Here is a 21772-nt window from a genome sequence, read left to right on the forward strand (position 1 = left end):
TTTGACTAAAGGCGTAAAATAATCATTGGGGATAAAAAAGTTAATCATACAGCTATTTTCCCAGTGAATTTGTAAATAAAGGAGACGATGCGTCGATGAATATTGAGAAAATGACAACCACCTTACAAGAGGCGATTGCCGAAGCTCAGCAAATCGCAATTACCCGTCACCATCAGGAAATTGACATTCTACATCTTTGGAAAATTTTTATGCAGCCTAATCATTTTGGTCGTAATTTTTACCAAGATGCTGGTTTAGATGTGGAAGCCTTTGAACACCAAATTGATCAAGGACTGGATGAGTATCCGGCAATTGAAGGATCAAATGTAAACTATGGCCAGTCCATGAGTCAAAATTTGTATCACTTATTACAAGAAGCCGACACCATTCGCCAAGAATTTCAAGATGAATTCTTGTCAACGGAAGTGGTGATTCTGGCATTAATGAAATTGAAAAACTATTCTTTAACCAAGTACTTGCTTAAAAATGGGTTAAATGAAAAAGAAATCCGCAAAAATATCGTGGAGATGCGAGGAGGAGAGCGTGTGACCTCACAAAATCAAGAGGAACAATACAAAGCCCTAGAAAAATATGGGGTCGATTTAGTGCAACAAGTTAAAAATGGCAAAATGGATCCGATTATCGGGCGAGATGAAGAAATTCGAGATGTCATTCGGATTTTATCACGAAAAACCAAGAACAATCCGGTATTAATCGGTGAACCCGGTGTAGGGAAAACCGCCATTGTAGAAGGATTAGCCCAACGAATTGTGCGAAAAGATGTGCCAGAAAATCTCAAGGATAAGACGATTTTCTCTTTGGATATGGGCGCTTTAATCGCTGGTGCGAAATTTAGAGGGGAATTTGAAGAACGGCTAAAGGGCGTATTACAAGAAGTCAAAAAAGCCGATGGTCAAATTATTCTCTTTATTGATGAAATTCACAATATCGTCGGCGCCGGCAAAACAGAAGGATCTATGGATGCGGGCAATTTATTAAAACCAATGCTCGCTCGGGGTGAACTTCATACAATCGGGGCTACCACTTTAGATGAATACCGGCAATATATGGAAAAAGACAAAGCCTTAGAACGGCGCTTCCAAAAAGTTTTGGTGAAAGAACCAACTGTGGAAGATACGATTTCCATTTTGCGGGGCTTAAAAGAGCGTTTTGAAATTCACCATGGCGTTAATATTCACGACAATGCCTTGGTAGCGGCAGCGACTTTATCGGATCGTTACATTACCGATCGTTTCTTGCCGGATAAAGCCATTGACTTAATCGATGAAGCTTCAGCCACGATACGAGTGGAAATGAATTCCATGCCTACCGAGTTAGACCAAGTGACTCGTCGTTTGATGCAGTTGGAAATTGAGGAAGCTGCTTTGAAAAAAGAAAGTGACGATGCTTCGAAAAAACGTTTGGCTAGTTTACAAGAAGAGTTGGCGGATCTTAGAGAAGAAGCCAATGCATTGAAGATGCAGTGGGAAACAGAAAAAGAAGAAGTCAACAGTTTGTCTACGAAGCGGGCGGAAATCGACAAAGCACGTCATGAACTAGAAGATGCCGAAAACAACTACGATTTGGAACGGGCCGCGGTTTTACGTCATGGGACAATTCCCCAATTGGAAAAGGAATTGCAAGAGTTGGAAGCAAAAGCGAAAAACGACGATTTGAAAATGGTGCAAGAGTCTGTCACGGAAAATGAAATTGCTCAGGTCGTAGGACGCTTGACGGGAATTCCAGTCACCAAATTGGTAGAAGGTGAACGGGAAAAATTAATGCAATTAAATACTACCCTTCACCAACGGGTTATCGGCCAAGATGAAGCGGTGGATGCGGTCAGTGACGCGGTAATTCGGGCGCGAGCTGGCTTACAAGATCCCAATCGACCACTAGGGTCTTTCTTATTCCTAGGTCCGACTGGTGTGGGGAAAACCGAATTGGCGAAAGCTTTGGCGGAAAATCTTTTTGACTCAGAAGACCATATGGTGCGTATTGACATGAGTGAGTATATGGAAAAACATTCCGTCAGCCGTCTCGTTGGAGCACCTCCTGGCTATGTGGGATATGAAGAAGGAGGTCAGCTGACCGAAGCGGTTCGCCGAAATCCTTATACGATTATTCTGTTAGATGAAATCGAAAAAGCTCATCCCGATGTCTTTAACATCTTGTTGCAAGTCTTAGACGATGGACGCTTAACGGATTCCAAAGGTCGGGTGGTTGACTTTAAGAATACAGTTTTGATTATGACTTCTAATATTGGTTCCCAACTGTTGTTAGAAGGTGTGACCGCTGATGGTAAGATTCCGGAAGCAGTAGCAGAACAAGTGATGACTTTACTTCGAGGAAACTTCAAACCGGAATTCTTAAATCGGATTGATGATACGATTCTCTTTACTCCGCTGTCTTTAGAAGATGTGAAGGGCATTGTGCAAAAGATTATTTTACAATTGTCCAAGCGTTTGGAAGACCAAGAAATCTATTTGGCAATTGATGAAGATGCTCAAACTTGGATTGCGGAACAAGCCTATGAACCAGCCTATGGTGCTCGACCATTGCGCCGTTTCATTACCCGGGAAGTAGAAACCCCACTGGCAAAAGAAATCATTGCCGGACGAGTGATGCCAAAAACCAGAGTCACGATTACGTTATTAGATAATCAATTGGTTTTCCAAAATGAAGCATTACCAGAAGAGTAACAGATGGTAAAGCACTAGCTTTTGGTGGATGTTTGAAATGATTAATGCACCAAAGTGAACGGCAGCTTTAAAAAATACAGACAAAAAGATGCGAATCTTGCCTATCAACAGGCGATTCGCATCTTTTATTTGTCTATTCTTTGGCAAAATTGATTTCAAAAATCCTAAAATAGGTGATAAAGATTGCTAGCCATCTTGACGAGTGGCAGCGAGAGCCAGTTCGCGAATGTTGACCTCTTGAGGCATGTCGTAAATAAATTTAACGCTTGTGGCAACATAATGTGGATCTAACGTAATGCCGCCCATACTATTTTTCCATGCCTGATAATCCGTTAAAGCATTTTGATCTGTAACATGTGTCAAGAGCTCGGTTTCCGCAGCACCAGGAGCTACTAAAGAGATGCGCACATTTTTGTCAGATACCTCTTGGCGCACGGTTTCGCTGAGACCGTGGACGCCGAACTTGCTGGCCACATAAGCAGCGTGGTTAACGAAAGCTTTTTTACCGGCGATAGAAGACATATTGATAATCGTTCCGTGCTTTCTTTTTATCATTTGGTCTAAAACAATTTGCATGCCATTTAAGACTCCCATGATATTGGTATTTAGCATTTGCTGCCATTCATTGGGTTCTTGGTTTTGCACATTTCCTAATAACATGATGCCAGCGTTATTGACCAAAAGATCGACCGGGCCGTAGATTGCTTCGGCTTTGCGAATGGCTTTTTCGAATTGTTGGTAGTCTGTTACATCCACTGATTCAATCATAACGTCTTGGAAGTTCAGAGGGAGTTGGGCGATTTTTTCTGTACGCCGACCTAATAGCAATAATGGATACTTTTCGTGATTAAAAATTTTTGCAATTTCGGCACCAAAACCGGAGCTAGCTCCTGTGATGACGACTAAAGGTTTTTGCATGTTCATTTCCTACTTTCTTTGCTAAGATAGGCTAAGTCTACAACATGGAGTTTACTCCAAGTCAAGGAGGAAGTTTAAGTAATGGAAAAATATCGCATTGGCGAAATTGCAGAAAAAATGGGTGTTACCACAGATACATTGCGTTACTATGATAAGGAAGGGTTATTGCCGTTTGTACAACGAAATGCTGCCGGCCGCCGATATTTTACAGAGGATGATTTAGGCTATTTAGAAGTCATTAATTGTATGAAAAAATCAGCCATACCCGTAAAAGAAATCGGCCAATTTATTGAATGGTGCATGACCGGTGATAGCACTTTAAAAAATCGGCTGGATTTTTTGACAGAACACGAGCAGGGGTTAGAAGCACAGATTCAAGAATTAGACGAGCAATTGGCATTCTTACGATGGAAAAAATGGTATTACGCTCGTGCTCTAGCAGCGAAAACAGAACAAGTAAACCAAATTCCCGGAACGACACAAGTTAAGCCTGCTTTGTATCAGGAATATCAGAAAACCTTGATAAAGCAAGAAAAGTAGTATGAATTAGATTAGGCTTCGAAGTAGGAGGAGTTTGTTAGTTTAGAAGAAGCGAGCTGTGAATTAGTTCATCTCAGGACTTATTACTGAGCACAGCCGAAGCAAATTAGTTTATTCTCTGGTCACCTTGTGTTATTTTTGATAGCATAAACCAAGCAAACTTGGTGATAAGGGAGGAAAACAAATGAGCGAATTAAACGTAATGGATGTAATGGAATTAATTCCAAATCGCTTTCCGATTTATTATATAGATGCTGTGGAATCACTGGAACCGGGTAAAAAAATTCGTGCCAGAAAAAATCTGACAGCCAACGAAGACTTCTTTCAAGGCTATTTTCCTGATGACCCGCAGATGCCCGGTACTTTGATTTTGGAAACTTTGGCTCAAGCGGGTTCCGTATTGATTTTAAAGTCACCTGAATTTTTAGGAAAACGAGCATATATCGGTGGCATGAATCGGGTGAAGTTTTTGAAAAAAGTTTACCCTGGGGATGTACTTTTCTGTGAATTTGAAATCACGAAAATGAAAGGACCCGTGGGCACGGCAGATGCGGCAGCCTATGTGGGAGAAACACGGGTTTGTGAAGCGGAATTCACCTTTATCGTTAATCAAGATGCATAATAAGAAAAGCTGATACGAGTGCGTGAAGCCAAAAATAATTAGACTTGGTATGATGGTATTTTTAGACGGGATTTCCCGTCTTTTTTGTGTTTTATAAGAAACCGATGAATAATCAAAATCATTGTTCAGAAAAATTGACGAAGACAGCTTTACGGAAATACAAATTGTCAGTAAGCTCCTGCTTTTCATTGCCTTATGGAAATAGCTTTAATTTCCGCGGAATCGTTGGTATAATAAAAAGGCTGAACATTAGGAAATGAGGAATCAATTTGAACTTACAAGAAATGAAAAAACGACAAGAGCGGATTCGTAATTTTTCCATCATTGCTCATATTGACCATGGGAAATCCACATTAGCGGACCGTATCTTGGAACTGACTCACACCGTCTCTTCCCGGGAAATGCAAGCCCAACTTCTTGATTCCATGGATTTGGAACGGGAACGAGGCATCACCATCAAGCTCAATGCGGTAGAATTAAACTATACTGCAAAAAATGGGGAAGAGTATGTCTTCCATTTAATTGACACCCCGGGACACGTGGACTTTACCTATGAAGTCTCTCGTAGTTTGGCTGCCTGTGAAGGAGCAGTTTTGGTGGTGGATGCAGCGCAAGGAATCGAGGCGCAAACACTGGCCAATGTTTATTTGGCTTTAGATAACGATCTGGAAATCTTACCGGTCATTAATAAGATTGACTTGCCCGCAGCCGATCCAGAACGTGTCCGTAAAGAAATTGAAGACGTGATTGGCATTGACGCTTCTGAAGCAGTCCTAGCTAGTGCCAAAGCCGGCATTGGTATTCAAGAAATCTTAGAACAAATCGTGGAATACGTACCAGCGCCAGCAGGGGATTTAGAAGCACCACTGAAAGCTTTGATCTTTGACTCGATTTACGATAGTTATCGCGGCGTAGTCTTAAATATCCGGGTAATGGAAGGCGTGGTTCGTCCAGGAGATAAGATCCAACTCATGAGTAACGGCAAAACTTTTGAAGTGACTGAAGTGGGCGTCTTCTCACCAAAAGCCATTCAACGAGACTATCTGATGGTTGGGGATGTAGGCTATATCACTGCAGCGATTAAGACGGTGGCCGATACGCGAGTAGGGGATACCGTGACATTGGCAGATAATCCTGCCGCAGAAGCCCTGCCTGGCTACCGTAAGATGAATCCCATGGTCTTCTGTGGCTTGTATCCCATTGACAATTCTCGTTACAACGATTTACGGGAAGCGTTAGAAAAATTAGAATTAAACGATGCGGCTTTGCAGTTTGAACCAGAAACGTCTCAAGCGCTAGGCTTTGGTTTCCGTTGTGGCTTTTTAGGTCTTTTGCATATGGATGTGGTCCAAGAACGTCTAGAGCGGGAGTTCAATCTAGAACTAATCACTACTGCACCATCTGTTATTTATCATGTCAATAAAACTGACGGCTCCATGGTCGTGGTGGACAATCCTGCTGATTTTCCAGATCCGGTGACCATTCAAAGCGTTGAAGAACCCTTTGTCAAAGCCCAAATTATGGTACCCAATGACTACGTAGGCGCAGTTATGGAATTGTCCCAAAGAAAACGGGGCGAATTCGTCACGATGGATTACTTAGATGATTACCGAGTAAATGTGGTCTATGAGATTCCGTTATCCGAAATCGTCTTTGACTTCTTTGATAAACTGAAATCTTCTACTAAAGGATATGCTTCCTTTGACTATGAAATGTCCGGTTATCGCGTCAGCAAGCTGGTGAAGATGGATATCTTGCTAAACAGTGAAAAAGTTGATGCTTTAAGCTTTATTGTACACCGAGATTTTGCTTATGAACGAGGGAAAGCAATCGTGGAAAAACTGCGTCAGTTGATCCCTCGCCAACAATTTGAAGTACCAATCCAAGCGGCTATTGGTCAAAAAATTGTGGCTCGGTCTGATATTAAGGCCTTGCGGAAAAACGTCTTAGCGAAATGTTACGGTGGGGATATTTCCCGAAAACGCAAGCTTCTAGAGAAACAAAAAGAAGGGAAAAAGCGCATGAAACAGATTGGTTCTGTGGAAGTACCACAGGAAGCCTTCATGGCTGTTCTGAAAATGGATGAGGACGAACCTAAGAAGAAATAAGGGTTTGTTTGAAAACAGCTTAATTTCTGTTTGATTGCTTCAGTCATTGGGCGTAAATATCGTCAGGCTCCTTATTCGTGTCTTTGTTAGCGATTAAGGAAAATGCGGTGATTTTGAATAAGCTCAAGTAATTGTCGTGTTAGGTCGTCGGTCTGGTTTCTTTCTAATTCTGGACTGTTGTAAGTAGAAAGAAAGGGGATAATTAATATGGAAATTAATGATTCTTATTTAGAGTATGCAAAAGCAAATAAGAATAAGTTTATTTCTTATATTATCAAAGGGAAATCCCCCGAAGTTGGACGAGACGCAGTTTTTATGGCAAGGAGTCCTGGCGCTGGAAAGTCAGAGGTTGCCATTGGATTGGCTGAGAATTATGATAATCACGTAATTATTGATGCGGATTACTTTCGCACCAAGTTTCCTGATTATAATGGAAAAAACTCTATCTCTTTCAAAAAGCATCTTCTTGGTTGGTGGAACAGGCATTTAGATATGTCTTAGATCATGGATACTCTTTTATTCTAGATGCAACTTTTGCTATATTAAGTGCTGAAAAAATATTTCACGGGCATTGAAAAATCATTTTCGAGTGACGATTTTCTATGTTTATCAAGACCCAAAAATCGCTTGGAATTTTACACAAGGACGTGAACCGGCAGAAGGATGCCATGTGCCGAAAAAGGCATTTATTAACGACTTTTTCAAATCAAGAGAAAATATTGCGAAAGTAAAGAGTAAACATCCAGATGTATTGCTTCATATTATTATAAAAGATTATATGAATAACATTTCTGAAGTTCATTATGCTGCAGATAATCTAGAATTATTCTTGCCATTAGGATATAGTAGGGAAGATTTGGAGGTTCAATTACATGACTGAGAAAGAACAAGTAACGAAAATTGTAAAGAAATACAATAAGAGTATTGCGGATTTATCGGAAAACGCTACTGCAAAAGAGTTCAAAACAGTGATTAAATATGTTGCCAATCAGGCCAATGAAAAACAGCGGAAATTAGTTGGGTTAGATAAAAAATAGTAAATGAAGTAATAATGTAGAAGCCAAGAGCAAAATGTTCTTGGCTTTTTTCTTTGCAATGAATGAAGATACAAATTGAAGGGAATTAGAAGGAAACGATACCGAAAAAGAAATAGGACAGTTTCAGTGGCGAGCATCGAAAAACGGTCCTTGCCTTTTCTGATATTACGAGTGGTTATTGGTTGGCCATTTTTATACCAATGGCAATACTTGGCTTAGGACAAGGATTAATCTTGGCACCCGTGACTTCTGCTGGCGTACACGAAGCGCCAAATGAACTTTCAGGAGCCGCAAGTGGTGTGACTAATACGATGCACCAAATTGGCGGCCCTATTGGATTATCTTTGATTGTCTCTCTTACGAATCAATTCCAGAGTGAGATGATTTTGATGGCTGCGTTTACCATTATTTCAATTGTTGTAGTAGCTGTTTTTATTAGGCATGAATAAGCTCGGAGTACGAAAAGCTACCAATAGTTGCAGTTCTGAATTATTTGATAGATAAGAAAAAAGATATGGATTATTCTAGTAACAGCTAATTTAAGGATAGATTCCACTTCTTTTAGGTTATACTTGTAATTAGAGACAACTACTAGCAAAGAGGTGACAATGATAACTATTATGGAAATTCGACAATTACGATATTTTTGGACGGTGGCTCAAGAAGGAAATATCTCAAGAGCTGCAAAACTATTGAATATCACCCAACCAACTTTAAGTCGCCAGATTCGTGAATTAGAAGAACAAGTGGGTATGCCATTATTTCATAGAGAAAAAAATCAGCTTTATTTGTTACCCGATGGAATGTTTTTAAAAGAGAGAGCAGAGGAAATTCTTCAGCTAAGTGATAAGTTAGACCAAGATTTTTCTAATAAGCGAAAAAAACAGTTAGAAGGAACGATTGTTATAGGTTGTGTGGAGGCCGACAATTCGGATACTGTAGCGATGATGTTAGAAGAGATGGTGAGTGATTATCCTGATGTGCGTTTTAATCTTGTAACGGGGACTAGCGATGACATCAGTGATCGATTAGAGAAGGGACTTCTTGATTTAGCCGTTTTATTAGATCCCATTACACTGAAGGATGTAAATGTTTTGAAATTGCCTAGAGAAGAAAAATGGGGATTTTTAGTTTCGAATGAAATGTTTATAGCAAACAAGGAAAAACTTACGCCGCAAGATATTATCGGATTCCCATTATTATGTTCGAGTCGGATAGAGGTTCAGAAATTACTGACTTCTTGGAGTGATAAACCGTTGGACCAACTGAATATTGTAGGCAATTTCAACTTAATCTTTAATATTTTTTCATTAGTCGAAAACAAAGTAGGCGCTGCCCTGACGATCGAAGGTGCGGTGTCCAAACGGCAATTAGAAAATTCAACCTTTATTCCTATGGAGCCAGAGGTCAAAACCAACTGTCTGTTAGTGTGGAAAGAACGGATTCAAACGCCAGTCGTTCAAGAATTTATTGCTCGATTCAAACATGCTTTTGGAGCATAGAGGTATATAGAATAAGCATTAGACGTAAATAATCATGAGTTGTACGATGAGTATATCAATCGTACAACTCATTTTTATTTGCAAAGGAGGAATCAAATTGAATCCAGTGATTGTCTACTTCTCCCGTGCTGGCGAAAATTTTATTGATGGTGTTTCCAAAAAAATTCCCATTGGTAATACAGAAGTGCTGGCTCGTAAAATTGTCAACCGGCTTAACTGCCCTTTGATTCAGTTAAGGGAAATGAAACGCTATCCAGAGAGTTACGATGAAGCCGTGAAACGTGCCGAATCTGAGAAAAAAGCAGCTAGACGGGTTGACTATCAGAAAATCGAACTCGATCGTTCAAAAATCGATACGCTCTTTCTTGGTTATCCCAATTGGTGGGGAAGTTATCCAAGAATTATTGCAACATTTTTAGAAGATTTTGATACGGATGGGCTAATTATTTATCCTTTTTGTACCCATGAAGGGAGTGCGTTTGGCAGTAGCTTGAATGAGCTTAAAAATCAGTGTCCCAATGCCGATATTCGTAGTGGACTTCCGATTCGTGGTTCACGGGTTGAACGAGCAGATGTAGCAATTGAAAATTGGTTGCTTGTATATAAATAGAAAAAATATTAAATCCATGGAGGAATGTAAAATGGCAAAGAATGAAGAAGTAAAAAATGGTGTGATCTTTCCCATCGGAGAAAAAAATGATGCTTATGCGCAGTATTTTATTGGACAAAGTTACTTACAAGGTTTAATTTCTGATCCAAAAATTAGCGTAGGCGTAGCCAATGTGACGTTTGAACCAGGTTGTCGTAATAACTGGCATATTCACCATGATGGCTTTCAGCTATTGCTTGTAACGGGTGGAGAAGGTTGGTATCAAGAAGAGGGAAAGCCGGCCCAATTTTTAAAACCAGGAGATGTGATTACCACACACGATGGGGTGAAACATTGGCATGGAGCTACTAAAGACAGTTGGTTTGAACATATTGCAATTACTGCCGGTACGCCAGAATGGTTAGAACCTGTAGATGATCAATGGTACGAAAATTTAAGTAAATAAGGGAGGAATTTTCTGATGAAAAAACAAACAGCAGGAAGAGAACAGTTAGGTGAGTTTGCGCCACAATTTGCGGCCTTAAATGATGATGTACTTTTTGGAGAAGTGTGGGCGAAAGAAGACGAACTGTCTGCCCATGACCGGAGTATGATTACTTGTTCAGCACTTTTAGCAATGGGTGCTCCTCAGCTGGAGGCACATCTAAAAATTGCTAAAGAAAACGGGGTCACGAAAGAAGAGATCGCAGCGATGATCACACATCTGGCATTTTATGCTGGTTGGCCGAAAGCCTGGAGTGCTTTTTACATGGCGAAAGAAATATTTGCAGATTAAAGTGCATATTCCACAGAAGTGAACTAAGAAAAAGGAGACCAAACTATGATTTTACAAGAAAACTATTCATTGAATAATGGCATGATGATTCCAAAAGTAGGCTTCGGAACATGGATGATTGATGACGAGGCAGTCGTTCAATCGGTTAAAGATGCGTTAGAAATCGGCTACTGACACATCGATACTGCTCAAGCGTACGGCAATGAGCGTGGGGTTGGAGAGGCTATTCGAACTTCGGGGATTGACCGTTCCGATATCTTTTTGACTACTAAAGTAGCTGCGGAACATAAAACCTATGAGGAAGCGGCAAAATCGATTGATGAATCACTAGAAAAACTTGGGTTAGAGACAATTGATTTAATGATCATCCACGCTCCCCAACCTTGGGCTGAGTTTCGAGAAGCCAACCATGATGAAGGAAATGTCGCCGCTTGGCAGGCATTAGAAGATGCCGTGAAGGCTGGAAAAATTCGCGGGATTGGATTATCGAACTTTAATCAGCATGATGTCGAAAATATCTTAGAACACGGGACGATCAAACCAGTGGTTAACCAAATTCTCGCTCACATTTCCAATACGCCATTTAAATTAATTGATTTTTGTAAGCAAAATGATATCTTAGTTGAAGCCTATTCACCTGTAGGTCATGGTGAATTAATGAAAAACGAAAAAATCAAAGAGATTGCTGAAAAATACGGCGTTTCTGTTCCACAACTTGCGATTCGCTATTGCTTGGATCTTGGGCTATTGCCATTACCAAAATCAGAAAATAAAGAGCATATTAAAGCAAATGGAGAGCTTGAATTTAGTTTATCAAATGACGATTTACAGCTATTGAAAAATATGGAAAGAATCGATAATTATGGAGATTCTAGTTCGTTCCCAGTTTATAGCAAATGATTTATTCACCTGAAAATAGATCTGTATCATAATAAAAAACTAAGAAATGCTGATTATATCTTCCTGCATTTCTTAGCTTTTTTATTTGGTTAATCTTTTACGTGAATCACGATTTTGCCTTTGACATGGCGAGTTTCTACCAGTTCATGGGCTTTTTGGACGTTTTCCACGGATAATGGCAGGCTAGTTACCTGTAATTTGACTTTACCACCTAAAACCATTTGGGCGAGGTCAGCCAAATCCGCTGAAGTTCCGTTCGTGAATTGGAGGGCAACTTGTTTTTGCTGATCTTGTAATTGTTCAGGCGTGGGTTGGGCCGCGACAGTGATCAACTTGCCATCCGCTTTCAAGACTTTTAGTCCGGTGGCAATATCGCCGGCGGTATCAAAGACGCCATCGTAGTTTGCTAAGACATCTGCTGCATTAACCGTATTGTAATCGATGACTTGATCTACGCCTAGTTTCTTTAACAAAGTATGATTAGCGGGACTGGCGGTCGTTGCTACATAAGCGCCTAATGCTTTGGCGATTTGAACGGCGATTAAGCCAACACCGCCAGCACCACCTTGGATTAGGATTTTTTCCTTGGGCTGGACGGCTAGATTTTTGACAATAGCACAATAAGCGGTCAAACCGGCAATCGGAAGGGCGGCAGCTTCATCAAAACTCAAACCTTCTGGCAGGGGAGCAATTAAATCCGGTGTAGTGATTACGAACTCACTGTAAGTCCCATTGTTTCCCGGGCGGACAGTTGGCGCGTTGCCGAAGACTTTGTCCCCAACTTGATAATCTGCCACGGCATCACCCACAGCGGCAATCGTCCCAGCAAAGTCCCAACCTAAAACGATGGGAAAAGACCAGAGCTCATTAAACGGTTTGTCAAGCATACCCATGCGTCCGGCGATGTCCATGGGGTTAATGCTAAAGGCATGGTTTGTGACTAGGACTTCATTAGCTTTTAAGGGAGCTTGTTCAATTTCTGTAGCTTGTAATTCCTGGGCTGACCCAAATTGATGAATGGCGATTGTTTTCATATTATTGACCTTCTTTCAAGTTTAACCATAGGATAAACTATGGGGTCAACAACATAGCAAGCGTTTTGTTTAATTTTTTGAATGATTGTTTATGAGGTAATCGATTTTATTTTCGATAAAGTGGTCAATCTCTTGAAGTTGGGTCATTTGCTCATGAACTGTCCTCTGGTAGCTCCGTAAAACTTCCAGATGTTTTTCTAAAGAATCGCTTTCGGAAAGATCTTTCAGCATTGACAAATCCATAGCTAGATATTGAAAGACTTTGACCATTTGAAGTCGTTGCAAATTAGCCGTATTGTATTGGCGATAGTTGGCTTGATTCCGGGCAATCGGGCCTAGGATTGCAAGCTTTTCATAATAACGCAGAGCTTCTTTCGTAAAGCCTGTAATTTCCATGACTTCTTTAGTTGAAAAACTTTTTTGCTTTGGCGGGATTTGGAATAGATGAAATTGGTTCATAAGTGCTCCTTTCAATGGGCAAAATTTAATTCAAGGACAGTGTCTTGATGGTGTTGCAGATTATTTTTCAGTCTTTTTCTCTGGTAGTAAAAGCAGGGCCGTACCGTTTTGGAATTTGTTAATCAAGTCATGGACTTCTACTAACGTGCTGCGGTCCATATCTAAAAACCATTCTTTCCAAATGGCATAAATGCCAGCACTTATGAAATGCGTCCAATAAACTAGCTCATTTTCTTTAATGGTGGGCCAGCGTTTCGGTGCTTCATCAAAATAGAACCTGGTCATGTGCTTATTAAAAATCCGTTGAATGATGAATTCGTATTCTCTTTTGACGGCAAGGGTTAGCTCAGAAGAAAACTCGTTAAAGAAGTGTTCTAACTCTTGCAACTTTTGTCTGGTGGGTATCTGTAATATCACTGCGTCAAACAAACTTTGGATTTTAGGTTCAAAATATTCATTCAAAATATCGTCAATTGTTTCATAATTGCGGTAAAAAGCCATGCGACTGACACCAGCTCTTTTTACTAAATCAGTAATCTTAATTTCATTTAGACATTTTGTTTGCAATAGTTGGAAAAGAGCCGTTGTTAAGTAGTCTTTTGAATCTTGTTTGATTTTTTGCGCATGATTCGTCGCTGACATTACAGTTCCTTCTTTCTGTCACAGATGATAGCTAGATGATTGAAATTTTATACCTCTAACTATATGATAAGCACACAAACGTTGCAAGTGTAACGTAATAAATTACATAGAAGGAGAGACTAAACAATGAGAATTGGTGTGATTGGCGCTACAGGAAAAGCGGGCCAAGTAATCTTGAATGAATTAAAAGAGCGTGGCTTTGAAACTTTGGCAATCGTGAGAAGTCCAGAGAAACTAAACAACGATGTCCCCTTCATTAAGCGAGACATTTTAGCAATTACAAAAGAAGATCTTGCACCTTTAGATGTTGTTATAAGTGCTTTTGGTGCAAATCTTGGGGAACAAACAAAACACCTCCAAATTGTAAGACATTTTCAAGCTTTGCTAAAGGATACGAATAAGCGCTTGATTATTGTCGGCTCAGGCGGTTTTCTTTATCTGGATAATCATCGAAAAAAGAAAGTTTACGACAGAATCTGGCTAGTTAAAAAACGCTCAAAAATTAGCGAACAGTCCTATGAGCTTTTAAAAGACAGTCAAGGATTTGAGTGGACTTACATGGCACCGCCAATTCATTTTGTCCCTAATGGCGCAAGAACGGGTCGTTATCAGACCGGAACGAATGTGGCCCTCTATAGTCAAAAAGGAAAATCAGAAATCAGCTATCACGATTATGCTACGGCTTTAGTGGATGAAATCGAAAACCGCAAGTATCTTAATTCAATAGTTACCGTTTCAGCACGTTAAGAAAAGGAGATCATGATATGAAAAAAGAATTAGTTTTAGTCACTGGGGGAACTGGTTTTATCGCAGTCCATATTATTTTACAATTGCTTAATCAGGGGTATCGGGTGAGAACGACACTGCGAACTATGTCCCGTCAAAAAGAAGTAAAAGCGATGTTGACTCAAGGAGGAGTGAAAAACCTTGGGGATCTAGAATTTGTTCAGGCAGACTTAACCAGTGATGATCATTGGTTAGAGGCGGCATCTGGCGCTACTTACGTTATTCACGTAGCCTCACCCACACCGGTAACACGGCCAGATGATGGTGCAGCTATGGTGAAAATGGCGGTGGATGGTGTGATCCGAGTTATGACCGCTGCAAAAAAAGCAGGAGTCAAAAGAGTTGTTTTAACCTCAGCATCTGGTGCTGTCATCGCCGGCCATAAAAACCATCCCCAAGTGTTTACTGAAAAAGATTGGACCAATTTATCAGGAAACATCGATGCTTATCAACGCTCAAAAACAATGGCAGAGTTAGCTGCTTGGGATTATGCCAAAAAAGAAGGAATGGAGTTGGCAACAGTGAATCCTGTAGCCGTGATGGGACCCATTTTAGGAAAAGACTTCTCTCATTCGAATACTTCGGTCAAAGAGATGCTTTCAGGGAAAATGCCTTTATTACTAAAGGTGAGTTTTGATTATGTGGATGTTCGGGATGTTGCTGACTTGCATCTGCTTGCTATGAAAAATCCAAAAGCAAAGGGGCAACGGTTTATTGCTACGTCTGGAGAAAATCTTTCTTTTAAAGAAGTAGCGTTAATCTTGAAACAAAACCTAGGCCAAAAAGCAGCCAAAGTTTCGACACGAGAAGTTCCCGGATTTATTGTCAAAGCATTAGCAGTTTTTGTCAAAGCTTGGCGGATGCCCGCAACATTTATTGGACAAAATACGGCTTGTAGCAATGCTCAAGCCAAAAAACTTCTGGGGTGGCAACCCCGTTCGGCTGAAGCGTCGATTCTGGCCACCACTGACAGTATGATTGAGTTGGGGATTGTTGAATAGAATAAACAATAAACTTTAAGTAGTAGGGAAAAAGAGTGGACTGAGACCATCAGTTCACTCTTTTTTTCTCACTCCGTATTTTTCAAATAACGCCATAATGTGGTGCGACTAATCGCCAGTTGGTTAGCTGTCCTAGTTTGATTGCCATTGTTTTGCTCCAAGACGTTTAAAATAATTTCCTTGGTGTAATCAAAAAGTGTCGGCTGATGGAGGCTATTTTTGGCTGTGAAATTAGTCATATTCATATGGGCAAAACTTTGAATCAATCGCTCTTTATTTAGCAATTCAACCACTTGATGCTCCGAAATATAGTGGGTGCTGGCATTAACGACCAATTCTTTAATGCAGTATTGCAACTGGTTCAGATTTCCCGGCCAATCAAAAGCGAGAAAAGTTTCCAATGCTTTTGGTTCAAAGCCGATGATTTCTTTATTACACTCAATATTCATTTTGTTCAGAATCAAAGTAGTGATAATGCTCAGTTCGTTTTTCCGTTCCCGAATGGAAGGTGCGTATAGATTGGCGCTGTTTAACTGACTAATCAGACGGTCAAATTTTGTTTGATCATCGGATTTATTGCCATCATAAGTAAAAATTAAATGATTTTGTTTTGTCACATTTGTACTCTTAATTAATGAAATTAAGCGCTCAATGTCTTTTAAGCTCAGTTGTTCCACATTCTCAAAAAAAATCGTATTGTGAACATCCACAAAAGGACCATTTGAAGCATTTACTAAAAATTTCCAAAGTTTATCCGTAGCTAGCTTACAATTAATCGTAATTAAAAAGTTTTGATCCTGTTTTTGATCCAGAAAAATGCGATAAGCAATGTTTTTCTTAGCTGTACCACTTTCTCCAAAGACCAGATAAGTTTGATAGTAGTCATTATTTTTTTTAACTTCTTGATTGATACTTTCCGGGATGAACTGGGTAAAGAGCAGCTTGGCAGAAAATTTTTCTGCAACTTCGGCTTTCCTCTGATAATAGACGTCTTGTTTATTACGGGTAATAGGAGCCTGGTGCTCTTTGACAAAGCAACTGGAATAAGTATCGTCACTTCCAACAGTGAATTCCTTCGTAGTTAAGGTGAAAAATTGTTCTTTAGTGGAAGAGTAGTACTGTTGTGCTTCTTTTTTAGGTTTATTCTCCAGATAAGTCAGGATTTCTTGGGCAAACTCTGTTGTTAAATTGGTAAATTGAATCTGATATGAAGCATCGAAAATTAGGAAGTCTTGTTCTTGGCTTAGAAGTCCTTGTTCTAAAATCGCTCTTTTTCTTTTTTCCTGATTTACGTGTTTTACAATGGTCAAAGCTTCCTGATAAGCGTTCTTGATGCTCTCAAATCCGGAAGTAATCAAAATCGTATTAAGGGATTTCAATAGGGCAATTCGATTGGTAATGGCATCGCATAAAATCAGTTCATAGTTTTTTTGAGCCAAAGAATCTAATACTTCTTCTGCGTCAATATCTTCGTCAATTGTATGAATTTCAATATTGTAGCCCAAGAGATCACAGAGGAGGTGGGCTTTTTCCGTAATACTCGGATAGCCTACGATAGCAAAGTTTTTCGTATAATTTTCTGCTAGGCGAATCGCGCTCAAAATATCATACATAGACAGGGAAACGTCAATTACCGGTAGCGAAACTGCTCGTTGAATTAACTTTGCCGTGCCTCCCCGAGAAATAATCGCATCATAACCTTCAGTTGCAAGACTGATGGCTAGTTTTTGTCCTTCTTCTAAGTCTGCAGTATAAACTGTTGTTTCCACATCCTGGTATTGAGTCCCAATGATATGCATGGATTGATTTAATTCTTCATAAGGTGCAATTCCTAAAAGTTTAACTGCTACCATCGTTTTACCTCCAAAATTCATCTAATCGTTCTATATATGAACGATTATAGAACTGTTCATTCGATAATGCTAGATATTTTTAAAAACGTTTCTAAAATAAACGTTTTAATCTCTTTGTAGAATGTAATCGTTTCATTTTTCGACCTATAATCAACTCATGAAGTACGAGGTGGTGAATAAATGTTAAAGCTGTTAGTTATTGCCGATGATTTTACCGGAGCATTAGACACCGGGGTGCAATTCTCTAGCCAAGGAATTCCAACTTTAGTTTCCACGGAAATAGAAGTTGACTATTTGAAAGTAGCAGAAGAAATTCAAGTGCTAGTTTTAAATAGTGAAAGTCGTCATTTGAGTTTTGATAAGGCTTACGAGAAAACAAAAAAAATTCTGGTAGAGGCAAAAGCCGCCGGAATCTCTCATATATACAAAAAAGTGGATTCAGCTTTACGAGGAAATATTAGTGCTGAGATTAAGGCTATTCTTGAGACATGTGATCAAGAAATCATCCCTTTCTTGCCAGCTTATCCAGAGATGAATCGAATTTTACAAGAAGGCCAGCTGTATATCGATGGCGTCTTAGCTTCAGAGAGTATCTTTGGTGATGATCCCTATGAACCTGTGAAAGAAAGCAATGTGCTTACCCGTTTGAAAAATGAAGCGGGGATTCAGGCAACCTTAATTACAGATAGTAATCTGCCTCAAAATGCAAAAGGTGTTTGCGTTTTTGATGCTCAAAAAGAGGAAACTTTAGTTGCTCAAGGGAAACTCTTAAAAGAGCGCAACTTATTACAGGTTACTGTTGGCTGTGCTGGTTTTGCCAAGGTATTAGCGAAACAATTATTTCCTCAACCAAAAACAATCAGTTATCAGTTGAAAAAGCCTGTGGTAGTAGTTTGTGGCAGTGTTAATCCGATTACTAAAAAGCAAATCGAATATGTGGAACAAAAGAATTATCCGCGGATTTCATTATCTGCTTTTCAACTTTTGGAAGCTAACTATTGGAAAACGCAATCCGGACAAGCGGAAATTAACCGTTATTTAGAGTTGATGGATCGGCAACCATTGTTAGTTTTTGAAACATTTAGTGATCAAACCACAAAGGAAATCGAAACTTTGCGGAAAGAAAAAAAACTGACCGCTACAGAGTGTCGTTTCCGCATCGGGGAGTCTCTTGGTAAGTTAACCGAGGCATTATGGCAACAACACCAAAGCAATACTTTTTTATTTACTGGTGGGGATACGTTGTTTCAATCGATGAATGTATTAGGAATTACGGGGATAAAGCCTATGGTAGAAATTAGCCCTGGCGTGGTATTATCGGCAATTGAGTGGAACAATCGAGAAATGCAAGTGATCACAAAATCAGGTGGCTTTGGGGAAGAAACGTTATTTGAAGAAATTAGTATGGTATGAAATTAAGGAGGAAGTTACATGTTAACAGATTACAATTTGAAAATGCCTAAGGATATTCGAGCTGGCGAACATGCCATTGAACAATTGGAGAGCATCATCAGCCAAGGAATCAAAAAAATCGTGATTTTCACGGATAAAGGTCTACTTGATTTAAGTTTAGTTGATTTGCCAATTCAAATCATTGAAAAGGCAGGTATTGATTACACGATTCTTTCTGATATTCCTGCAGAACCAAACTATCATGAAGCTCAAGGGGTAATCGATACTTTCAAAAAAGAAAATGCGGACTTCATAATCGCGGTCGGTGGCGGTTCGGTAATGGATGTCGCCAAATTAGCATCGATTTTAGCAACAGATGAATACAGCGTAAAAGATCTATTAGATAATCCATTATTAGCAACCAAACAAGTCACAAGCTTAATGATTCCTTCAACTGCCGGAACGGGAGCAGAAGCAACACCAAATGCGATTGTGGGTGTACCAGAAAAAGATCTTAAAATCGGGATTGTAAATCCAGAAATGATTGCTGACTACGTGCTCTTAGATGGGCGTATGACACAAAACTTGCCAAAACCAATTGCAGCAGCTACAGGAGTTGACGCTTTATGTCACGCTATTGAATGTTTCACTTCTGCTAAGGCTAACCCAATCAGCAATACTTTTGCCCTAGAAGCTTTGGATTTGATTATGAACAACCTGGTGGAAGCTTGTACCAACCCAGAAGCACTAGAGGCCAAACGCAAAATGTTACTTGGTTCTTTCTATGCAGGAGTTGCCATTACGGCTTCAGGAACCACCGCAGTTCACGCGCTGTCTTATCCATTAGGTGGTAAATACCATATTGCCCATGGAGTTTCCAATGCGATTTTATTAACACCAGTTATGAAGTTCAATGAACCGGCGATTAAAGATTTATTGGCAGTGGCTTATGATCGAGTAATCAAAGATGGCCATAAAGAATGGTCCGTTGATGAAAAATCTGCTTATATGATTGGTCAATTAGATGAAATCGTAAAAGTTTTAGAAATCCCAACTAGTTTGAAAACCTTCAATGTACCAGCGGAAGATTTGGATGGCTTAGTGGCAGCGGGGATGGAAGTTACTCGGCTATTAGTGAATAACAAGCGGGAAGTAACACCTGAAGACGCACGGAATATTTACTTGCAAATCTTATAATTGGAAGAAAGGACGAAATAGATCATGAAAAAGATTATCGGTATTACCATGGGGGATCCTGCCGGGATTGGGCCTGAGATTTCGATTAAAGCATTTGATAAGCAAGCGTTGTACGATCGTTGCAAACCATTATTAGTAGGAGATAAGAGTGTTTTAGATTTTTATTTAGCCAAACATCCAGAGCTGAAACTTGACGTAAATGTGATTGAACATCCCAGCGAAGGGAAATACACCTTTGGCACCATTGATTTAATCGACATGGACATTGTAGATATGACTACCTTTAAAGTTGGTGAAGTTTCTAAAGTGGGTGGGGATGCTGCGTTCCAATATGTGAAAAAAGTGATTGATTTGGCGATGGCAAAAGAAATTGATGCCACCGTTACCAATCCATTAAACAAAGAAGCAATGAATGCAGCCGGCCATCACTTTGAAGGACATACAGAAATTTACGCTCACTTTACGGGTACGGATAAATACACCATGATGTTAGCCGATGGTAATCTACGTGTCGTTCATGTTTCTACTCACGTACCGTTGCGTAAAGCCTGTGACTTGGCCACGAAAGAACGAGTTTTAGATGTGATTCGCATTGCGGATAAAGCGTGTAAAGATTTAGGTATTGAAAACCCACGAGTAGCGGTTGCAGGCTTAAATCCTCACTGTGGGGAAAATGGCTTATTCGGCCGGGAAGAAATCGAAGAAATTAACCCAGCGGTAGAAGCCGCCAAAGCGGAAGGCATCAATGCTTTTGGTTCGTTGCCAGCGGACACCATCTTCTCAAAAGCCAATGGGGGTATGTACGATATTGTGGTGGCAATGTATCACGATCAAGGCCATATTCCATTGAAATTATTGGGTTTTGTTTATGACCAAGAAAACCAAAACTGGAAAGCAGTCCAAGGAGTAAACATTACTTTGAATTTACCGATTATCCGGACTTCTGTGGACCATGGTACTGCTTTTGACCAAGCAGGAAAATGGACTGCCAGTGAAGCTAGCTTGGAAAATGCCATCGATTATGCCATCCGATTGGCCCAAAATTCAAAATAAATGTGAAAAAAATAGATAGGAGGAGAATAGATTGTCTCAATTAACAAGTGTTCACCAATCAGAGCCAAATGGCGTGATGTACCACGATGATTTTTTAAACATCGATTTTGGCTTGATTCCCACAGGAGGAAACAATACTGCTCATGCACCAGCCTTGATTGAAACCAAAGATGGTGGAATGTTGTGCGCTTGGTTTGCCGGTAGCTTTGAAGGAAGCGGAGATATTTCCATTGTAGTTTCCAAACTCGATTTCAAAACACAAACTTGGTCTGTGCCTGTAACTGTATCCAAAGGGGAAGACCGTAGTGAGCAAAATCCATCATTCTTCCGCGCTCCCAATGGAGAAATCTGGTTGATTTACACGTCTCAACTTAGCCGTCAAGCAGGCAAAGACAATATGCAATTCACCTCGATTATCATGGTTCAAAAATCTACGGATGAAGGCCAAAGCTGGGGCGAACCAGAAGTTCTATTTGAAAAAGAAGGAACGTTCGGCCGCCAAGGAATTCAGATTTTAAGCAATGGACGCTGGATTTACAGCACTTGGTTATGTGAGGATTCTGCAGATGGTTTGACCAATGACCCAACGGAATTTCAAATTTCCGATGATGAGGGGCAAACATGGCGAGCTGTACGCATGC

Annotated in this window: 21 protein-coding genes and 2 pseudogenes; 18 read left to right on the forward strand and 5 right to left on the reverse strand. The window is 40.0% G+C overall.

The annotated features are described in order from the left end of the window. The first annotated feature begins 95 nt into the window (after positions 1-95). Positions 96-2702, forward strand: coding sequence for an ATP-dependent chaperone ClpB (gene clpB / locus AB5754_RS00515; protein WP_368252131.1), 2607 nt, complete (start codon positions 96-98; stop codon positions 2700-2702). A gap of 186 nt (positions 2703-2888) precedes the next feature. Here the strand turns inward: clpB and AB5754_RS00520 are convergent, their stop codons facing one another. After that, on the reverse strand, positions 2889-3620 hold the full coding sequence (locus AB5754_RS00520; protein ID WP_368252132.1) for an SDR family oxidoreductase: 732 nt from the start codon (positions 3618-3620) through the stop codon (positions 2889-2891). An 81-nt stretch (positions 3621-3701) separates the two neighbouring features. On the opposite strand from AB5754_RS00520, the gene AB5754_RS00525 reads away from it, so the two are divergent. The 11 genes and pseudogenes from AB5754_RS00525 (at position 3702) to AB5754_RS00575 (ending at position 11714) form a co-directional block, all read left to right on the forward strand. After that, on the forward strand, positions 3702-4160 hold the full coding sequence (locus AB5754_RS00525; protein ID WP_368252133.1) for a MerR family transcriptional regulator: 459 nt from the start codon (positions 3702-3704) through the stop codon (positions 4158-4160). A 184-nt stretch (positions 4161-4344) separates the two neighbouring features. After that, complete coding sequence (gene fabZ, locus AB5754_RS00530) at positions 4345-4782, forward strand: 3-hydroxyacyl-ACP dehydratase FabZ (protein ID WP_311833618.1); 438 nt, start codon at positions 4345-4347, stop codon at positions 4780-4782. A 269-nt stretch (positions 4783-5051) separates the two neighbouring features. Beyond that, positions 5052-6890 carry a translation elongation factor 4 gene (lepA, locus tag AB5754_RS00535; RefSeq protein WP_311833619.1) on the forward strand — a complete coding sequence of 613 codons (1839 nt, stop codon included), beginning with the start codon at positions 5052-5054 and terminating at the stop codon, positions 6888-6890. A 207-nt stretch (positions 6891-7097) separates the two neighbouring features. Further along, a pseudogene (locus tag AB5754_RS00540) lies at positions 7098-7770 on the forward strand (zeta toxin family protein). After that, entirely contained in the window at positions 7763-7927 is a 165-nt protein-coding gene (locus AB5754_RS00545; RefSeq protein WP_368252415.1) for a hypothetical protein, read from the forward strand. Before AB5754_RS00540 ends, AB5754_RS00545 begins: the two are co-directional and overlap by 8 nt. Before the next feature lie 182 nt (positions 7928-8109). Next, positions 8110-8376 (forward strand): hypothetical protein, encoded by a 267-nt coding sequence (locus AB5754_RS00550; RefSeq protein WP_368252414.1) that lies wholly within the window; start codon positions 8110-8112, stop codon positions 8374-8376. Between the two features lie 171 nt (positions 8377-8547). Beyond that, the gene (locus tag AB5754_RS00555; protein ID WP_368252417.1) at positions 8548-9429 is read left to right on the forward strand and encodes a LysR family transcriptional regulator; all 882 of its coding nucleotides are present in this window, start codon (positions 8548-8550) and stop codon (positions 9427-9429) included. A gap of 106 nt (positions 9430-9535) precedes the next feature. Further along, a complete protein-coding gene (locus AB5754_RS00560) occupies positions 9536-10039 on the forward strand; it encodes a flavodoxin (RefSeq protein ID WP_368252416.1) in 504 nt (167 codons plus the stop codon). Positions 10040-10070: 31 nt separating this feature from the next. Continuing rightward, complete coding sequence (locus AB5754_RS00565; protein ID WP_368252413.1) at positions 10071-10484, forward strand: cupin domain-containing protein; 414 nt, start codon at positions 10071-10073, stop codon at positions 10482-10484. 15 nt (positions 10485-10499) lie between these two features. Next, positions 10500-10814, forward strand: coding sequence for a carboxymuconolactone decarboxylase family protein (locus tag AB5754_RS00570; protein WP_368252410.1), 315 nt, complete (start codon positions 10500-10502; stop codon positions 10812-10814). 45 nt (positions 10815-10859) lie between these two features. Beyond that, positions 10860-11714 (forward strand): annotated as a pseudogene (locus tag AB5754_RS00575) (aldo/keto reductase). Between the two features lie 89 nt (positions 11715-11803). On the opposite strand, the gene AB5754_RS00580 reads toward AB5754_RS00575, so the two are convergent. From AB5754_RS00580 to AB5754_RS00590, 3 genes are all read right to left on the reverse strand, one after another. Continuing rightward, the gene (locus tag AB5754_RS00580) at positions 11804-12748 is read right to left on the reverse strand and encodes an NADP-dependent oxidoreductase (protein ID WP_368252409.1); all 945 of its coding nucleotides are present in this window, start codon (positions 12746-12748) and stop codon (positions 11804-11806) included. A 69-nt stretch (positions 12749-12817) separates the two neighbouring features. Further along, complete coding sequence (locus AB5754_RS00585) at positions 12818-13207, reverse strand: MerR family transcriptional regulator (RefSeq protein ID WP_368252407.1); 390 nt, start codon at positions 13205-13207, stop codon at positions 12818-12820. A gap of 60 nt (positions 13208-13267) precedes the next feature. Further along, positions 13268-13849 carry a TetR/AcrR family transcriptional regulator gene (locus AB5754_RS00590; protein ID WP_368252406.1) on the reverse strand — a complete coding sequence of 194 codons (582 nt, stop codon included), beginning with the start codon at positions 13847-13849 and terminating at the stop codon, positions 13268-13270. A 126-nt stretch (positions 13850-13975) separates the two neighbouring features. Here AB5754_RS00590 and AB5754_RS00595 point away from each other — a divergent pair, with 126 nt between their 5' ends. Together AB5754_RS00595 and AB5754_RS00600 are read left to right on the forward strand one after the other, a co-directional pair. Beyond that, the gene (locus tag AB5754_RS00595) at positions 13976-14596 is read left to right on the forward strand and encodes an NAD(P)-dependent oxidoreductase (RefSeq protein WP_368252404.1); all 621 of its coding nucleotides are present in this window, start codon (positions 13976-13978) and stop codon (positions 14594-14596) included. Positions 14597-14613: 17 nt separating this feature from the next. Continuing rightward, positions 14614-15636, forward strand: a complete 1023-nt coding sequence (locus AB5754_RS00600) for an SDR family oxidoreductase (protein ID WP_368252403.1) — start codon at positions 14614-14616, stop codon at positions 15634-15636. Between the two features lie 68 nt (positions 15637-15704). Here AB5754_RS00600 and AB5754_RS00605 read toward each other — a convergent pair whose 3' ends face one another. After that, positions 15705-17489, reverse strand: coding sequence for a PrpR N-terminal domain-containing protein (locus AB5754_RS00605; RefSeq protein ID WP_368259418.1), 1785 nt, complete (start codon positions 17487-17489; stop codon positions 15705-15707). Positions 17490-17669: 180 nt separating this feature from the next. Between AB5754_RS00605 and AB5754_RS00610 the strand changes: the two genes are divergently transcribed. The 4 genes from AB5754_RS00610 to AB5754_RS00625 all read left to right on the forward strand — a co-directional run. Continuing rightward, positions 17670-18902: a four-carbon acid sugar kinase family protein gene (locus AB5754_RS00610; protein WP_368252355.1), complete on the forward strand. Its 1233-nt coding sequence runs from the start codon at positions 17670-17672 to the stop codon at positions 18900-18902. An 18-nt stretch (positions 18903-18920) separates the two neighbouring features. Then, positions 18921-20078, forward strand: coding sequence for an iron-containing alcohol dehydrogenase (locus AB5754_RS00615; RefSeq protein ID WP_368252354.1), 1158 nt, complete (start codon positions 18921-18923; stop codon positions 20076-20078). A gap of 24 nt (positions 20079-20102) precedes the next feature. Continuing rightward, complete coding sequence (gene pdxA / locus AB5754_RS00620) at positions 20103-21131, forward strand: 4-hydroxythreonine-4-phosphate dehydrogenase PdxA (RefSeq protein WP_368252353.1); 1029 nt, start codon at positions 20103-20105, stop codon at positions 21129-21131. Between the two features lie 31 nt (positions 21132-21162). Continuing rightward, the coding region (locus tag AB5754_RS00625) for an exo-alpha-sialidase (RefSeq protein WP_368259419.1) at positions 21163-21772 on the forward strand (610 nt) is incomplete at its 3' end.

Source organism: Enterococcus sp. 2201sp1_2201st1_C11_2201SCRN_220225 (genome assembly GCF_040925905.1).
GTDB classification, from domain to species: Bacteria; Bacillota; Bacilli; order Lactobacillales; family Enterococcaceae; genus Enterococcus_C; species Enterococcus_C asini_A.

What these genes read in the sequence shown, in the direction of transcription:
- clpB (WP_368252131.1), top strand. Translation starts at nt 96, where the DNA reads ATGAATATTGAGAAAATGACAACCACCTTACAAGAGGCGATTGCCGAA.
- AB5754_RS00520 (WP_368252132.1), bottom strand. Translation starts at nt 3,620, where the DNA reads ATGCAAAAACCTTTAGTCGTCATCACAGGAGCTAGCTCCGGTTTTGGT.
- AB5754_RS00525 (WP_368252133.1), top strand. Translation starts at nt 3,702, where the DNA reads ATGGAAAAATATCGCATTGGCGAAATTGCAGAAAAAATGGGTGTTACC.
- fabZ (WP_311833618.1), top strand. Translation starts at nt 4,345, where the DNA reads ATGAGCGAATTAAACGTAATGGATGTAATGGAATTAATTCCAAATCGC.
- AB5754_RS00545 (WP_368252415.1), top strand. Translation starts at nt 7,763, where the DNA reads ATGACTGAGAAAGAACAAGTAACGAAAATTGTAAAGAAATACAATAAG.
- AB5754_RS00555 (WP_368252417.1), top strand. Translation starts at nt 8,548, where the DNA reads ATGGAAATTCGACAATTACGATATTTTTGGACGGTGGCTCAAGAAGGA.
- AB5754_RS00565 (WP_368252413.1), top strand. Translation starts at nt 10,071, where the DNA reads ATGGCAAAGAATGAAGAAGTAAAAAATGGTGTGATCTTTCCCATCGGA.
- AB5754_RS00570 (WP_368252410.1), top strand. Translation starts at nt 10,500, where the DNA reads ATGAAAAAACAAACAGCAGGAAGAGAACAGTTAGGTGAGTTTGCGCCA.
- AB5754_RS00580 (WP_368252409.1), bottom strand. Translation starts at nt 12,748, where the DNA reads ATGAAAACAATCGCCATTCATCAATTTGGGTCAGCCCAGGAATTACAA.
- AB5754_RS00585 (WP_368252407.1), bottom strand. Translation starts at nt 13,207, where the DNA reads ATGAACCAATTTCATCTATTCCAAATCCCGCCAAAGCAAAAAAGTTTT.
- AB5754_RS00590 (WP_368252406.1), bottom strand. Translation starts at nt 13,849, where the DNA reads ATGTCAGCGACGAATCATGCGCAAAAAATCAAACAAGATTCAAAAGAC.
- AB5754_RS00595 (WP_368252404.1), top strand. Translation starts at nt 13,976, where the DNA reads ATGAGAATTGGTGTGATTGGCGCTACAGGAAAAGCGGGCCAAGTAATC.
- AB5754_RS00600 (WP_368252403.1), top strand. Translation starts at nt 14,614, where the DNA reads ATGAAAAAAGAATTAGTTTTAGTCACTGGGGGAACTGGTTTTATCGCA.
- AB5754_RS00605 (WP_368259418.1), bottom strand. Translation starts at nt 17,489, where the DNA reads ATGGTAGCAGTTAAACTTTTAGGAATTGCACCTTATGAAGAATTAAAT.
- AB5754_RS00610 (WP_368252355.1), top strand. Translation starts at nt 17,670, where the DNA reads ATGTTAAAGCTGTTAGTTATTGCCGATGATTTTACCGGAGCATTAGAC.
- AB5754_RS00615 (WP_368252354.1), top strand. Translation starts at nt 18,921, where the DNA reads ATGTTAACAGATTACAATTTGAAAATGCCTAAGGATATTCGAGCTGGC.
- pdxA (WP_368252353.1), top strand. Translation starts at nt 20,103, where the DNA reads ATGAAAAAGATTATCGGTATTACCATGGGGGATCCTGCCGGGATTGGG.